This window comes from Collinsella sp. OM06-18AC, assembly GCF_003438785.1.
GTDB lineage: Bacteria > Actinomycetota > Coriobacteriia > Coriobacteriales > Coriobacteriaceae > Collinsella.
In genome coordinates this window covers 1-12,987 of sequence record NZ_QSTX01000003.1, presented here as the reverse complement: position 1 = coordinate 12,987, position 12,987 = coordinate 1, and the positions used below count along the sequence as shown (strand labels likewise).

The window sequence follows — 12,987 nt, the reverse complement described above, 5'->3', positions numbered from 1 at the left end:
ATGGAGCGGATTCACCAAATGCAAAGGAGTCGCCATGCCCGCGTGTCCGCTGGTCGATTGCCACACCCATACTTCGTTTTCGGACGGCCATGCCTCGTTTGAGGACAACGTCCGCGCTGCTGCCGCCACCGGCTGCCGTGTCATGGTCTCGACCGACCACCTCACCCTGCCCGCCAGCATGGACGCCAACTGCGAGGTGCAGGTCGTCGAGGGCGACTTGCCGGCACATCGCCTGGCCTTTGAGGACGCCCGCAAACTCGCCGCGCAGATTGCGCCGGAGCTCACCTTTATCTACGGTTTTGAATGCGATTGGTACGAAGGCTGCGAGCCCTTGGTAGAGCGCTGGTCCCAGGACGCCGTGGTGCGCTTGGGCAGCGTGCACTGGATTGGCGACCCCGGCGATACCATGGCAGGTGCCGCGGGTACGGCGGGAACGGAAAACGCCGCGCGCCCCGATACGCCCGACTCACGCTGCGGCTGGATCGACGACGACACCAACCTGCACGTTTGGGAAAACTTAGGCGTACGCGGCGTATGGGAGCGCTACGTCGACGACTGGTGCCACGCCTGCGAAAGCTCGCTCAGTTTTGATGTGATGGCTCACCCCGACCTGGTCATGCGTTTTTCGAAGGAAGGCTTCGCGCCCGACTTTGACCCCGCGCCGTTTTGGAGGCAGATGGCCGAGTGCGCCCACGATACGGGTCGCCGCGTTGAGGTCTCGACCGCCGCGCCGCGCAAGGGCCTCGGCGACTACTATCCCGCAACCGGCCTTTTGCGCTGCTTTGCCCATGCCGAGGTGCCCATTACCTTTGGCTCGGACGCGCACCGCGCCTGCGATATCTGCTGGAAAATCCGCGCGGCCCAGGCCCACGCCTACGACTGCGGCTACCGAACCTTCGACATCCCCCACCCCACCGGCGAATGGGAACCCACACCCCTCGCCTAACTAGTCATTGGGGACGTTCTTAAATGACTAGCGGCGGCGGGCGTTGAGTTCGCCGGCCAGCTCGTCGAGGGTGATACCGTAGCGTTCGAGCGTTACGAGCAGATGGTAGACCAGGTCGCCGGCCTCGTAGCGGATGTGGTCATGGTCGTTATCCTTGCAGGCCATGATGACCTCGCTCGCCTCCTCGGCAAGCTTCTTGAGCAGCTCGTCCTCGACGTCGGTCAACAGACGAGCGGTGTAGCTCTCCTGTGGCGACGCATCGCGACGACCGTGAATCACCTCGGCCAGACCCGTCAGTGTCTCGCCGATATTTCCATCCTGAACATTTGCGGTGCGTACACCCATAGTTCAATCCTTTCTGGTAACCGAGCGTCTAATCGAGCGCCCGCCCTACGCGAGTTTCTTAAAGAAGCAGGTACGGTTGCCGGTGTGGCAAGCCGGGCCCGGAGAGTCGACCTTGACCAGCAGCGTATCGCTATCGCAGTCGGCCCAAAGCTCCTTGACCGCTTGCATGTTGCCGCTCGTCGCGCCCTTGTTCCAGAGCTCCTGGCGGCTGCGGCTCCAAAACCACGTGGTCCCGGTCTTGAGCGTCAGCCCCACCGATTCCTCGTTCATCCAAGCAACCATAAGCACCTCGCCGGTGTCATACTGCTGAACCACGCAAGGAATCAGCCCGTGGGCATCGTACGTAAGCCTTGAAGGATCGGTTATCTCTTCCATTTCTCTCCCCAATTAAAATCCCGCATGTCGGCGAGGGTTGTCCAGGTGCCCGAGATTCCGAGCGACAAGCCCGACGACGCGTACTTAAGTACGCGAGGAGGGTTGGAGCCGGAAGGTCGGGCGCCTGGGCAAGCCGCAGCACTAGAAGTCCAGCCTCACAGGGATGCCTTGGCTGGCCATATACTCCTTCACCTGGCGAATGCTGAAAGTTCCAAAGTGAAAGACGCTGGCCGCCAGCACGGCATCGGCCTCGCCCTCGATCACGCCCTCGGCAAAATGCTCGAGCGTGCCCACGCCGCCGCTTGCGATCACCGGGATCGGCACCGCGCGCGCCACGGCGCGGGTGAGTGCCAGGTCGAAGCCAGCCTTGGTGCCGTCGCGATCCATGCTGGTGAGCAAGATCTCACCGGCGCCGCGACGAGCCGCTTCCTCGGCCCACGCCACCGCATCGATACCCGTGGCGTTGCGACCGCCCGCCGTGAAGACCTCCCACTTGTCGGCATCCGGCTGACCGGGCAGGCCCACGCGCTTGGCATCAATCGCCACGACCACGGCCTGGCTGCCAAACGCCGCGGCGGCCTGGCTGATCAACGACGGATCGCGCACGGCGGCAGAGTTAAGCGACACCTTGTCGGCACCGGCGGCAACCATGGTTCGCATGCCCGCCAAGTCGCGGAAACCGCCGCCCACGGTATAGGGAATAACGAGCTCCTCGGCCGCGTGCGCCGCCATCTCGATGGTCGTCGCGCGGTTGTCGCTCGTCGCGGTAATGTCCAGGAAGACGACCTCGTCTGCACCCTCGCGGTCGTAGGCGCGCGCCAGCTCCACCGGGTCGCCAGCATCGCGCAGGCTCACAAAGTTGACGCCCTTGACCACGCGGCCGTCCTTAACATCCAGACAGGGAATCACGCGTTTGGCAAGCATGGGCTACTCCTTCCCTCGGGCGGCGGCCAACGCCTGGGCCAGCGTAAAGTTGCCCTCGTAGAGCGCACGACCGGTAATGGCACCCTCGATGGCATCCTCGCCCACCGCGGCCAGTGCGCGGATATCGTCGAGCGTCGAGATGCCGCCCGAAGCCACGACGGGAAAGCCCGCGACCTCGGCCACATGGCGATACGCCGCCACGTCGATGCCCGTCTGCATGCCATCGCGCGCGATGTCGGTATACACCAGATGCTTAAAGCCCAGCTCGGTGAGCTGCGCCACGGCGTCGTCGAGCGCCACACCCGCGCCGTCGCGCCAACCATTCACCTTGACCTGGCCGTCACGGGCGGCAATGTCTGCCACCAGTAACTCGCCAAAGCCTTGCGCCGCCACCTCGGCAAATCCCGGCTCGGTCACGAGCACCGTGCCTAGCGCGATGCGACGCGCGCCGTAGCCGGCCAGCTCGTCGATGCGCGCGAGCGAACGAACGCCGCCGCCCACGTCCGCGGACAGACCGTCGACGCCGCAGATGGCCTTAATCGCTGCCAAGTTGGCAGCGCACGCGTCCTCGTCCTCGCCAAAGGCAGCGGACAGGTCGACGACGTGCACCCAGCTCGCGCCCTGCTCGGCAAAGGAGCGGGCAACGGCCACGGGGTCGTCAGAATACACCTTACAGCGGCTCCGGTCGCCGCGCTCCAGGCGCACGACCTTGCCGCCGATCAAATCGATTGCGGGAAACAGAATCATCGGCCGGCCCCCTCGACGATGCTCACGAAGTTCTTAAGGATGCGCTGACCCAGCGCAGAGGATTTCTCGGGATGGAACTGGCAGCCCCACACGTTGCCGTGGCGCACGATGCACGGGAAGCTCCGTGTATAGTGCGTGCGCGCCAACACATCGGCGGCATCGACGTCGTCGGCCACCGCGTAGCTGTGAGTGAAATACATGTTGGCGCCCTCGGCAAAACCGGCGAGCAGCGGGTCGGCAGCACCGGCGGGCGTCATGTGCACCTGGTCCCAGCCCACGTGCGGGACCTTCAGACAGCTCGACTCCAGGTGCGTGCACGAGCCACGCATGATGCCCAGGCCATCGACCCAGGGACCACCGGCCTGCTCGGAGGCATCGTCGTCCGCGTCCGCGTCCTCGTTCGCAGGCACGCCCTCGTTGCCGCGCTCAAAAAACAGCTGAAGGCCCAGGCAGATGCCGAGCAGCGGAGTTCCGGCGGCAACGGCATCGAGCACGGCCACCTCCTCGCCGCTCTGACGCATAAAGGCGATCGCGTCATAGAACGCACCCACGCCCGGGATGACCAGGCCGTCGGCGTTGCGGATCTGCTCCGGATCGTCCGACGTGCAGGCGGCAGCACCGGCGCGCGCAAGCCCGCGCACGACGCTCGACAAGTTGCCCTTGTGGTAGTCGACCACCACGATCTTCAGTTCGCCCACGCGACCCTCCCTTTTCCCATTCAAAACCTGCCAAAAAGGGACAGGTTTATTTTGGTCGGTAAAACGTTTACCCACCGCATGAGACAGCATTTCCGCAGATAAAACCTGTCAAAATAAACCTGTCCCTTTTTGGCAGGTTACAGCGAGCCCTTGGTGCTGGGAATACCTTGCGCGCGGGGATCGAGCTCGCAGGCGTGGCGCATCGTGCGGCCCACGGCCTTAAAGGCGGCCTCGATAATGTGATGCGAGTTACCGCCCGCCAGCTCGCGCACGTGCAGCGTGAGCTTGGCATCGCGCGCAAAGGCATAGAAGAACTCGACGGCCAGCTCGGTATCAAAGCTGCCCACGCGCTCAGTCGGCACGGGCAGCTCGCAATAGGCCTGCCCGCGACCCGAGATATCCACGGCGGCCATCACGAGTGTCTCGTCCATGGCGATCGCCGCGTCGGCAAAGCGCGTAATACCCGCCTTGTCGCCCAGCGCCTGGCAAAACGCCTCGCCCAGCACAATGCCCGTGTCCTCAACGGTGTGGTGCGCGTCGACCTCGACGTCGCCCACCGCATGCACCGTCAGATCGAACAGGCCATGGCGGCCAAAAGCGTTGAGCATGTGGTCGAAAAACGGCACGCCGGTCGAGATATCGCACACGCCAGATCCGTCCAGGTCGAGCTTTACGACAATGTCGGTCTCGCCCGTCTTGCGGGTTACCTCGGCATAGCGGTCCATCTACATCTCCTCCTTCACCAGCGCGGCAAACGCGGCCAGCACCTCGTCGTTTTCCTGCGGCGTACCCACAGTGATGCGCAGACAGTCCGCAAGCCCCGGCGCGTAGCTAAAGTCGCGCACCAAAATCGAATACTCGTCGCGCAGACGCTCGCGCACGCGCGTGGCATGCGGCGTGCGCACGAGCACAAAGTTCGCCGCGCTCGGCCATGCCTCCACGGGCATGCCCTCGGCAGCCATTGCGCGCAGGGCGCACAGCTCGCGCTCGCGCTCGGATGCGATCTGTGCCACCACGGGCGTGTAGGCATCACGGGCACGCACGCAGGCAAGTGCTGCCGCCTGGCTCAGCACGTTAACTGAATAGATCTGGCGAATCGCCGCGAACACGTCGATGACTTCCGGCGCCGCGATCACGTAACCCAGACGCGTACCGGCAGCGCCAAACGCCTTGGACAACGTATGCAGAATCACCAGGTTGGGATGCTCGGCGATAAGCCCCTGCGCCGTGGTGACCGCGCCAAACGAATCGTCGGCAAACTCCACGTAGGCCTCGTCAACCATTACCATGCCGGGGCACGCATCGCACAGCGCCGCGACAAAGTCGAGCGGTGCCACGCCACCCGTGGGGTTGTTGGGCGAGGTCACGATTGCCAGGTTGCACTCGGACGCCGCCGCAAGCACGGCTGCCTGGTCGAGCTCAAAGGTCGCGGGGTCGCGCCACACGTCGCGCACCTCGGTCTGACAGAGCGACGCAAAGAACGCATACTCGCTAAAGCACGGCGGGCAGTTGAGCAGGGTCCGTCCCGCGCCGCCAAACGCCAACAGGTAGTTATAGAGCAGCTCGTCGCCGCCGTTGCCCACGCAGACATTCTCGCGCGTCACGCCATGCCAAGCGGCAAGCTCGTCGCGCAGGTCGTTGGACATGGGGTCGGGATAGCGGTTGAGCGGCGTGGCAGCCAGGGCGGCGTCGACCGCCTCGCGCACGCCAGCCGGCACGGGATAGGTGTTCTCGTTGGCCGAAAGGTTGATGCGCGTGGGCGTAAAGTTGGGATCGTAGGGCTCAATACCGGCCAGGTAAGGCTGGACGAGCTCCTTCATGCGAGGCGTGAGTTCGGCCATATTAGGCCTCCCCGCCGGTTACGCCAGCGCCATCTGCGCCTGCAGCCGCCAGGTCCACGCCCTCGGCAACCGTCGCCACGGCGTCGCCCGGCCAGGCAACCTTGGTCAGGTCGGCCGCGGCGAGCGACTCGGCGCTCACGGCATCCTCGCCCTGCTCCAACACGCGGCGACGCAGTGCGGCCGAAAGCGCGTGCGCCCACAGGCCCTCGGCCTCGGCCAGACGCTGCGTAGCGGGAGCGTCGGAGAGCAGGCCCTCGGGCGTATAGCATATAACGCTCGAGCGCTTAACGAACTCTTCGACCGAAAGCGGGTTGGAGAACATGGCCGTGCCGCCGGTCGGCAACGTGTGGTTGGGACCGGCAACGTAATCGCCGAGCGGCTCGGAGCTCCAAGCGCCCACAAAGATGGCGCCGGCGTTGCGAATGCCGCCGAGCAGGCCCATCGCATCCTTGCAGTGCAGCTCGAGGTGCTCGGGCGTCACGGTGTTCACGGCCTCGACGGCGGCCGCCATGTCGGCGGCCACCACGATGGCGCCTTCGTTATCGAGCGAAGCGCACGTAATCTCGGCACGCGGGGACTGCGCTACCAGAATGTCGATACCCGCCTCGACCTCACGCGCAAACTGCTCGTCGCAGGTCACCAGATAGCAGGCCGCCAGCGGATCGTGCTCGGCCTGAGCCATCAGGTCGGCCGCGACCACCATAGGCTTGGCCGTGGCATCGGCCAGCACGCAGACCTCGGAGGGACCGGCGACCATGTCGATACCCACGTCACCCGAGACAATCTGCTTGGCAGCGGCAACAAAGGCGTTGCCCGGGCCGGTGATTTTGTCGACGCGCGGAATGGTCTCGGTACCGTACGCCAGCGCGGCCACGGCCTGGGCGCCGCCCACCATATAGATTTCGTCCACGCCGCCGAGCTTGGCCGCCGCGAGCGTATACGGGCTAATCAGTCCATCTTTTTGCGGCGGGGTCACCATGACCACGCGCTCAACGCCGGCAACCTTGGCGGGAATGGCGTTCATAAGCACGGTGGAAGGGTACTGCGCGCGACCGCCCGGCACGTAGATGCCGGCCGCAGCAAGCGGGGTCACCTTAACGCCGAGCATCGTGCCGTCCGGGCGCGTGGTAAACCAGCTCTGCTCGACCTCGCGCTGGTGGAACTCGCGAATCTGGCGCGCAGCCTTTTCGAGCGCGGCGACAAAGGCCGGATCGAGGCCTTCGAGCGCGGCATCGATCTGCTCCTGCGGAAGACGGAAGCTCTGCAGCTCAACACCGTCAAAACGCTGACAGTAATCGCGCACCGCGGCATCGCCGTTGGCACGCACGTTGGCCACGATATCGCGAGCGGCGTCGACGATGTTTTGCGGCAGCACGCCCTTACGGTTGAGCTGGTTGGTAACGAGGCGCTCACCGGGAGCAAGCTTGATGGTCTTCATTTCGGTATCCCCTATCGGTCGAGGTTTTGTTCGAAAAACGAGAGACCGGGCGGCGGCGTCAGTCGGCCCGCCGCCCGGACGTTGGGGCGCCCGTGCGTGCTCGCGCTATTGTGCCGAGCCCGCAACGGGCTCAAAATGCTTGTCCTTCACGGCTGCCGCCAAGCGATCTGCCAGATTGCGTACGCGCGGATCCAGACGTGCGGCGCCCGGATTGACAAAGAAGCGGGCCGTGCAGTCCATGATGCGGCCGGTGATGACCAAGTCGTTGTCGCGCAGCGTGGCACCCGTGGCGGTAATGTCCACGATGCGATCGGTCATGCCGACGATGGGTCCCAGCTCGATGTTGCCGTGCAGCGAAACGATGTCGGCGTTCACGCCGCGCTCGGCATACCAGGCGCTCGCGATGCGCGGGTATTTGGTTGCCACGCGAAGCGACCCGCGGCGGGCATAGTTGCGCTCGGCCTGACCGGCGCGCCATGCGGGCTCCGCCTCGATAAAGGTGCACAGGCCGTAGCCCAGATCGACCAGCTGTAGCAGGTTGAGGTCGGCCTCGATGAGCGAGTCCCAGCCGCAGATGCCGCAGTCGGCACCGCCGCAGCCCACAAAGGCGGGCGCGTCGCTGGGACGCACGATGACAAACTCGATATCGCCGACCGCGCCCTCGCCGGCACGCGTGTCGCGGCCGCGCACGATCAGGTGACGGCCGGGGTCGCGCAGCTCCGAGACATCCAAGCCCGCGGCCTCGAGCACGTCGAGCGTGTCGGCCTTGAGCGAGCCCTTGGGCACGGCGATGCGAAGCGGGCCCTCGACGCCACGACCCACGGCGTGATCGCCATCGGAAGCGGCGTCCTCGGCCGAGGTGCGCGCGGCCTCCAGGCGCTCGAGCGAAAAGGCGAAGCCCGCCGCCGGCACCTCGATGCCGTCGCCAAATGCGCCGGTAAAGATAGAGTCGTAGCGTCCGCCCGAGCCGACCGGATCGGGTAGGCCGCCGGCATAGGCCTTAAAGACCAGGCCCGTGTAGTAATCGAAAGAGTTCATGATGGAGAAGTCGAACGACAGCACCTGGGCGTCCTCGGGTGCCAGGCCCTCGACCAGGGCACGCAGCTCGCGCGTCAGCGGCGCGACGATACCGGCGGCCTCCAGCAGCGCGTCCACGCGGTCGAGTACCTCGGCACCGCCGTGCAGACGCGGCAACTCGCTAATGGCGGCCTTGACGGCATCGGACTCGGCGCTTGCCGCCACGCGGGCATCGAGGCCCACAAAGTCGTTGGCGTGCACGCAGCGCAAGGCCTCGGCGGCCAGCTCGCGATCCTCGCACGCCGCGAGCAGCTCCTTAAACGGACGCACGCTACCTGCGATAATGCGCGCATCGGGCAGCGCCAGCTCGCGCACGGCCTCGGCCACGAGCGAGACAATCTCGACATCGCCCGCGGTATCGCCCGCACCGATAAGCTCAAAGCCCAGCTGCGTAAACTGACGCGAGCCACCGGCATTGCGCTGGCACTCGCGAACCACCGGCGCCTCATAGCGCAGGCGCAGGGGCAGGTCGGCCGCGCGCATGCGGGTCGAGACCAGACGCACGATCGGTAATGTGTTGTCGGGACGGACCACCAGCAGACGGCCATCATCGTCAAAAAGCTTAAACGGCGTGTCCGCGATGCGGCCGCCTTCCTCGAGTGAACCCTTGTCCTCGAGCAGCGGCGTTTCGACCGGAAGGTAATGATGCTCCCTGAAGCAGCCCTTCACCGTCAGCGCAATCTCCTCGCGCGCCTGAGCCTCCTCGGGCAATATGTCCCGGAATCCCCACGGTGTGGCCGTCATCTGGTGAGCCTCCTCATGCTGTGTTTCATATGGAACAGAAGGCCGGCATAGCTCCGCCGGTCTTCTGCGTACTTTAGCATACTAGAGTGCTTGCGGGGAAAATCCGTCGCCGCCGCTCACACCGTATTCATTTGGAAACATAGGGTAAGTTGCCGCAACCCAACCCCACTTAGGCGCCAATCGCACGACGATACTCTGCCATTACCTGCGCATCGGCAGCTGCGGGGTCGGCAAAATAGCGCCCGTCATAGGTCTCGGCCGAAACAACTCCGCGATAGCCGCGCGCCACCAGCCTATCCAGGTCGGCGCGCATGTCGCGGTTGCCGTCACCCCAGGCAAGATGCGTCGTGCCATCTGCCGCAACATCGACAAAATGCACGTGGGCGACATCATCGCCAAGCAGATCGAAATAATCGTCGATGGTATCCCCCGCCACCGCCATGGCGCCCATATCCAGACACGCCTTAAGTGCCGGATGATCAACTGCCTCAATCATGCGCTTCGTGTCGGCCGCCGAGTTCACGATTATCGACTCAACCGGTTGTAGAGCCTCGAGCACCAGTCGCACGCCGCGCGCTCCCGCATGCTCGGCAATCGCACGCAGCATCGAGGCGCTGCGACCCCACGCGTCCTCGATCGGCTCGTTCAAAAATGCCCAACCGCTCGAAACCATGACCTGCTCGGCTCCAAGTTCCGCCGCGATATCCACAACGTTCTTAAAGTACGCGAGCGTGCGGGCACGCGCTTCATTCCCGCGCGCCGCGATATTCCACGGCTTGGGGTTGTTCTGTTCGGGGCAAAGCCCCACAATCCGAACCCCATACCGCTGTGACAGCTCCCGCACCTGCTCGAGCGAATCGTATCCATGGCAATCGACATACAGATGCATCGCCCCGGTCCAAAGCTCGCAACACGTGTAGCCCGAGGCCGCAGCCGAGGAAAAGAATTCCTCAAGGTCAAAATAGCGATGGCTGATATTCATGACGGCAAGCTGCGGATACTCCATCTTGTCCACCTTTCGGCAAAAGGGCGCCGCAGCACAATGTGCGCGACGCCCCCTCTTACATTGTTTTAATTATGACGGATGCCCTACTGAACACCAAGCACTCCAAAGAACGCGCCGGCGATACTCACGAGTAGGATCACGAGCATGATGAGCAGCGGATTCATCTTCTTCTTTAGCATGAGATAGACAATTCCAAACAGTCCCATCGTGACAAAGCCCGGGAAGATTCCGTTGAGCAGCTCGGCGAGCGTCTGAGCGCCATCGCCTGCGCCGACCATGAGCGGAATGTCCACGGTGACCATCTCCATGGTCATAGCGCCGATCACCATGGCGCCCATGATAGAGGCCATCTTGACGATCGTGTCCATAATGCCCGATTCCTGGACCTTGCTGATCATGTCCGAGCCAAAGCGATATCCCACAAACGTCAGCAGGTAACGGATGATGTAGTGAGGAACGTTGAACACGAGCAGGAACAAAATCGGGCCAAGAATAGAGCCCTGCAGCGCCAGCGACGTGCCGACACCCGTTGCCAAAATTCGCAGCGTGCCCCAGTAGAAAGCATCGCCCACGCCGGACAGCGGCCCCATCAAAGCAAGCTTGACATTAGAGATCGCGCTCGTGTCAAAGCTATCGTCAGTAGCGTTGACCTCCTCCATTGCAGCGGCGATGGACATGGGAAGCGTCGAGATGTACGGCGTGACGTTATAGAGCTCCATATGGCGCTTAAGGGCGGCCTTAAAGTCCGCATCCTGCGGATACAGCTTGCGAAGGATCGGCATAAGGGCCCACATAAAGCCGATATGGCCCATACGCTCGTAGTTCCAGGAATGCTCATAGGGAATCGAGCGCCAGAACAGCTTCTTAAGGTCTGCGCGGGAAATCAGCCCGTCGTAAGAAGACTCAAACTTAAAACTCATCGAACCCACTCCCAATCGCAGGATCCTCGGTTGCCGCTGCGGGCTGCTCCGCTTTTTTCTTATCACCCAAAACCGTCATCGCGACGACGATGATCGCGGCAAAGATCGCCACGCCCGTCGTGCTAATGCCAAAGTAGGCGACGAGGAAGAAGCCAGCGAAGAAGAACGGAGCCACTGTTTTGTTCATAATCATCTGCGCCAGCATCGCAAAGCCGAGTGCGGGCAAGAAGGCGGCGGCGACATCCATGCCGGTCTGAACGAAATCGGGGATGATGTTGAGCAGGCTGGCAACAGCATCGGCACCAAAGAAGAATGCCAGGGGAATAATCAGCAGGCCGCACCAGCTCTGCGCGTAACCGGCGATGAGCATGTTGCGCGTGATGGCCTTGGTGTCTCCGTCCTCGACGTTTTTGTCGATACGGTGCACCAGCAGCAGCATGACCGGTTGGCCCAGGGCCGTGTCGAGCGCCAGGACGATCGTGGCGATAGGAATACCCAGGGTCAGGGCCGCCGAAGCGTCCGCGCCGGCCTGCATGGCAAGAGATACGCCCAGGATAGTGCCGGAAATCGTATCGGGCGGGTTATAGGCGCCGACCGAGATGGCGCCGACCATGGCAAGCTCCATCGTGGCGCCCATGATCGTGCCGGTCACCATGTCGCCCATGACAAGGCCAACCAGAGGTCCGAGCACGATCGGGCGCTGGAGGTAGCTCGTGCCCGTCAGCCACTCGGAATAACCCAAAAGGGCAATAAGGAAAATCAGGATTGTCTTGATAACCATGACGGCCCCTAACCGATGACCTTCGCGGCGTCAGTCTTCGCATCTGCCGGAATCATCTGAATGAACAGTTCATAGCCCTCGCCGAGCAGCTCCTTCACGTAGGCCTCGTTCTCGGGCGTGAGGAACACGCTCGTCGAGACCTGGCGGGCATTCTCGCTAAAGGCAACGTTGCCGAGGTTGATCTTCTTGACTCCCATCGCCTTGGCGACGGCACCGGCCTGCTGAATCGTCTCGCAAACCACGAAGAGTTTGTACTTATCGGTCACACCGCTCTGGAGCGCCTTGACAGCATCCTCGGTGTTTTTGACGACGACCTTGCATCCTTCGGGCTTTGCAAGGGACAGGGCCTGCAGACGAAGCTTGTCATTGAGGACCGTGTCGCTCACTAACAGGATGCAGTCGGCACCCAGAGCCGAGGTCCAGCTAACGGCAACCTGGCCGTGAAGCAGTCGATAATCTACACGAATCATCTGAATCATGATGTGCTCCTAACGATTAAAACTCATCGAGTTCGGCCTGCCCCAGCAGGTCGTTGACGTACTTGACCTTAGTGTCGTCCGCCTCGACGATCTGGCGAATGGCCTCGTCGATCGGAGTGGAATCGGGTACGAACAGCAGCTGAATAAGGAGTGGCAAGTTCATATTGGTCACGAGGTGCGTGTTGGGACGCGTCTGGACGATCTTGGTGAACTCGTTGTTGACGCTGCCGCCAAAGAGGTCAGTGCACACGACAACTTCGTCGTCCGCGGCAAAGCCGTCCAGAATCGCTGCAGCCTCCTTGGACAGGTCCTCGTTTCCGTCGACATACATAGAGAGCGCATGGACGTTTTCGCGCTCACCGGAAAGCAGGCCGATGCTCTCGACGATTCCAGACGCGAAATGAGCATGGGACGCCACGATAAACTGCCTCATTCGATCCCCTTCCTAGCGAATTTCGGCATAAAAATGCCCGGACGCATGCGCCCGGGCAGGGTGCTTCTTAAATGAGTGGTCAACTATTAGTAGTCGAACTGGTGATAGTAGCGACGGTAGTTGAGGTTGTGCTTGGTGACCGTCTCGTAGTAAGCGGCAAGGCGATCGGTGATCAGCGAGGAAAGGATCCACGGAGACACGATGACGCGGAACTCGTCGTCAAGGCCGGGGAT

At 62.9% G+C, this 12,987-nt stretch carries 15 protein-coding genes; 1 reads left to right on the top strand and 14 read right to left on the bottom strand.

Annotation, left to right across the window (positions count from 1 at the left end; translation table 11 throughout):
- The first annotated feature begins 34 nt into the window (after window positions 1-34).
- Entirely contained in the window at window positions 35-946 is a 912-nt protein-coding gene (locus DXB86_RS02490; protein WP_117736031.1) for a PHP domain-containing protein, read from the top strand.
- A gap of 27 nt (window positions 947-973) precedes the next feature.
- Here DXB86_RS02490 and hisE read toward each other — a convergent pair whose 3' ends face one another.
- The 14 genes from hisE to DXB86_RS02420 form a co-directional block, all read right to left on the bottom strand.
- The gene (gene hisE / locus DXB86_RS02485) at window positions 974-1,291 is read right to left on the bottom strand and encodes a phosphoribosyl-ATP diphosphatase (protein ID WP_117736030.1); all 318 of its coding nucleotides are present in this window, start codon (window positions 1,289-1,291) and stop codon (window positions 974-976) included.
- Between the two features lie 45 nt (window positions 1,292-1,336).
- Window positions 1,337-1,666 carry a phosphoribosyl-AMP cyclohydrolase gene (gene hisI, locus DXB86_RS02480; RefSeq protein WP_117736029.1) on the bottom strand — a complete coding sequence of 110 codons (330 nt, stop codon included), beginning with the start codon at window positions 1,664-1,666 and terminating at the stop codon, window positions 1,337-1,339.
- Between the two features lie 141 nt (window positions 1,667-1,807).
- Window positions 1,808-2,590 (bottom strand): imidazole glycerol phosphate synthase subunit HisF, encoded by a 783-nt coding sequence (gene hisF / locus DXB86_RS02475; RefSeq protein WP_089573592.1) that lies wholly within the window; start codon window positions 2,588-2,590, stop codon window positions 1,808-1,810.
- A gap of 3 nt (window positions 2,591-2,593) precedes the next feature.
- Window positions 2,594-3,337: a HisA/HisF-related TIM barrel protein gene (locus DXB86_RS02470; protein WP_117648476.1), complete on the bottom strand. Its 744-nt coding sequence runs from the start codon at window positions 3,335-3,337 to the stop codon at window positions 2,594-2,596.
- Window positions 3,334-4,035, bottom strand: a complete 702-nt coding sequence (locus DXB86_RS02465) for an imidazole glycerol phosphate synthase subunit HisH (RefSeq protein ID WP_233504120.1) — start codon at window positions 4,033-4,035, stop codon at window positions 3,334-3,336. Before DXB86_RS02465 ends, DXB86_RS02470 begins: the two co-directional genes overlap by 4 nt.
- A 137-nt stretch (window positions 4,036-4,172) precedes the next feature.
- Window positions 4,173-4,760, bottom strand: a complete 588-nt coding sequence (gene hisB, locus DXB86_RS02460; protein ID WP_117736027.1) for an imidazoleglycerol-phosphate dehydratase HisB — start codon at window positions 4,758-4,760, stop codon at window positions 4,173-4,175.
- Window positions 4,761-5,876, bottom strand: coding sequence for a histidinol-phosphate transaminase (hisC, locus tag DXB86_RS02455; protein ID WP_117736026.1), 1,116 nt, complete (start codon window positions 5,874-5,876; stop codon window positions 4,761-4,763). It abuts the gene before it with no gap.
- Window position 5,877: 1 nt separating this feature from the next.
- Window positions 5,878-7,314, bottom strand: coding sequence for a histidinol dehydrogenase (hisD, locus tag DXB86_RS02450; RefSeq protein WP_117736025.1), 1,437 nt, complete (start codon window positions 7,312-7,314; stop codon window positions 5,878-5,880).
- A 105-nt stretch (window positions 7,315-7,419) separates the two neighbouring features.
- Window positions 7,420-9,135 (bottom strand): ATP phosphoribosyltransferase, encoded by a 1,716-nt coding sequence (gene hisG / locus DXB86_RS02445; protein WP_117736024.1) that lies wholly within the window; start codon window positions 9,133-9,135, stop codon window positions 7,420-7,422.
- A gap of 169 nt (window positions 9,136-9,304) precedes the next feature.
- Window positions 9,305-10,141 carry a sugar phosphate isomerase/epimerase gene (locus tag DXB86_RS02440; protein WP_117736023.1) on the bottom strand — a complete coding sequence of 279 codons (837 nt, stop codon included), beginning with the start codon at window positions 10,139-10,141 and terminating at the stop codon, window positions 9,305-9,307.
- An 83-nt stretch (window positions 10,142-10,224) separates the two neighbouring features.
- Window positions 10,225-11,061: a PTS system mannose/fructose/sorbose family transporter subunit IID gene (locus tag DXB86_RS02435; RefSeq protein ID WP_117564887.1), complete on the bottom strand. Its 837-nt coding sequence runs from the start codon at window positions 11,059-11,061 to the stop codon at window positions 10,225-10,227.
- A complete protein-coding gene (locus tag DXB86_RS02430) occupies window positions 11,051-11,842 on the bottom strand; it encodes a PTS sugar transporter subunit IIC (protein ID WP_117564886.1) in 792 nt (263 codons plus the stop codon). The genes DXB86_RS02435 and DXB86_RS02430 overlap by 11 nt, the downstream gene beginning before the upstream one ends.
- A gap of 8 nt (window positions 11,843-11,850) precedes the next feature.
- Window positions 11,851-12,321: a PTS sugar transporter subunit IIB gene (locus tag DXB86_RS02425; protein ID WP_117564885.1), complete on the bottom strand. Its 471-nt coding sequence runs from the start codon at window positions 12,319-12,321 to the stop codon at window positions 11,851-11,853.
- 16 nt (window positions 12,322-12,337) lie between these two features.
- Window positions 12,338-12,754 (bottom strand): PTS sugar transporter subunit IIA, encoded by a 417-nt coding sequence (locus tag DXB86_RS02420; protein ID WP_117564884.1) that lies wholly within the window; start codon window positions 12,752-12,754, stop codon window positions 12,338-12,340.
- Window positions 12,755-12,987 lie beyond the last annotated feature (233 nt).

Bases quoted from the DNA above. Each gene is read 5' to 3' on its own strand.
- DXB86_RS02490 (WP_117736031.1), top strand. From the start codon at position 35: ATGCCCGCGTGTCCGCTGGTCGATTGCCACACCCATACTTCGTTTTCG.
- hisE (WP_117736030.1), bottom strand. From the start codon at position 1,291: ATGGGTGTACGCACCGCAAATGTTCAGGATGGAAATATCGGCGAGACA.
- hisI (WP_117736029.1), bottom strand. From the start codon at position 1,666: ATGGAAGAGATAACCGATCCTTCAAGGCTTACGTACGATGCCCACGGG.
- hisF (WP_089573592.1), bottom strand. From the start codon at position 2,590: ATGCTTGCCAAACGCGTGATTCCCTGTCTGGATGTTAAGGACGGCCGC.
- DXB86_RS02470 (WP_117648476.1), bottom strand. From the start codon at position 3,337: ATGATTCTGTTTCCCGCAATCGATTTGATCGGCGGCAAGGTCGTGCGC.
- hisB (WP_117736027.1), bottom strand. From the start codon at position 4,760: ATGGACCGCTATGCCGAGGTAACCCGCAAGACGGGCGAGACCGACATT.
- hisC (WP_117736026.1), bottom strand. From the start codon at position 5,876: ATGGCCGAACTCACGCCTCGCATGAAGGAGCTCGTCCAGCCTTACCTG.
- hisD (WP_117736025.1), bottom strand. From the start codon at position 7,314: ATGAAGACCATCAAGCTTGCTCCCGGTGAGCGCCTCGTTACCAACCAG.
- hisG (WP_117736024.1), bottom strand. From the start codon at position 9,135: ATGACGGCCACACCGTGGGGATTCCGGGACATATTGCCCGAGGAGGCT.
- DXB86_RS02440 (WP_117736023.1), bottom strand. From the start codon at position 10,141: ATGGAGTATCCGCAGCTTGCCGTCATGAATATCAGCCATCGCTATTTT.
- DXB86_RS02435 (WP_117564887.1), bottom strand. From the start codon at position 11,061: ATGAGTTTTAAGTTTGAGTCTTCTTACGACGGGCTGATTTCCCGCGCA.
- DXB86_RS02430 (WP_117564886.1), bottom strand. From the start codon at position 11,842: ATGGTTATCAAGACAATCCTGATTTTCCTTATTGCCCTTTTGGGTTAT.
- DXB86_RS02425 (WP_117564885.1), bottom strand. From the start codon at position 12,321: ATGATTCAGATGATTCGTGTAGATTATCGACTGCTTCACGGCCAGGTT.
- DXB86_RS02420 (WP_117564884.1), bottom strand. From the start codon at position 12,754: ATGAGGCAGTTTATCGTGGCGTCCCATGCTCATTTCGCGTCTGGAATC.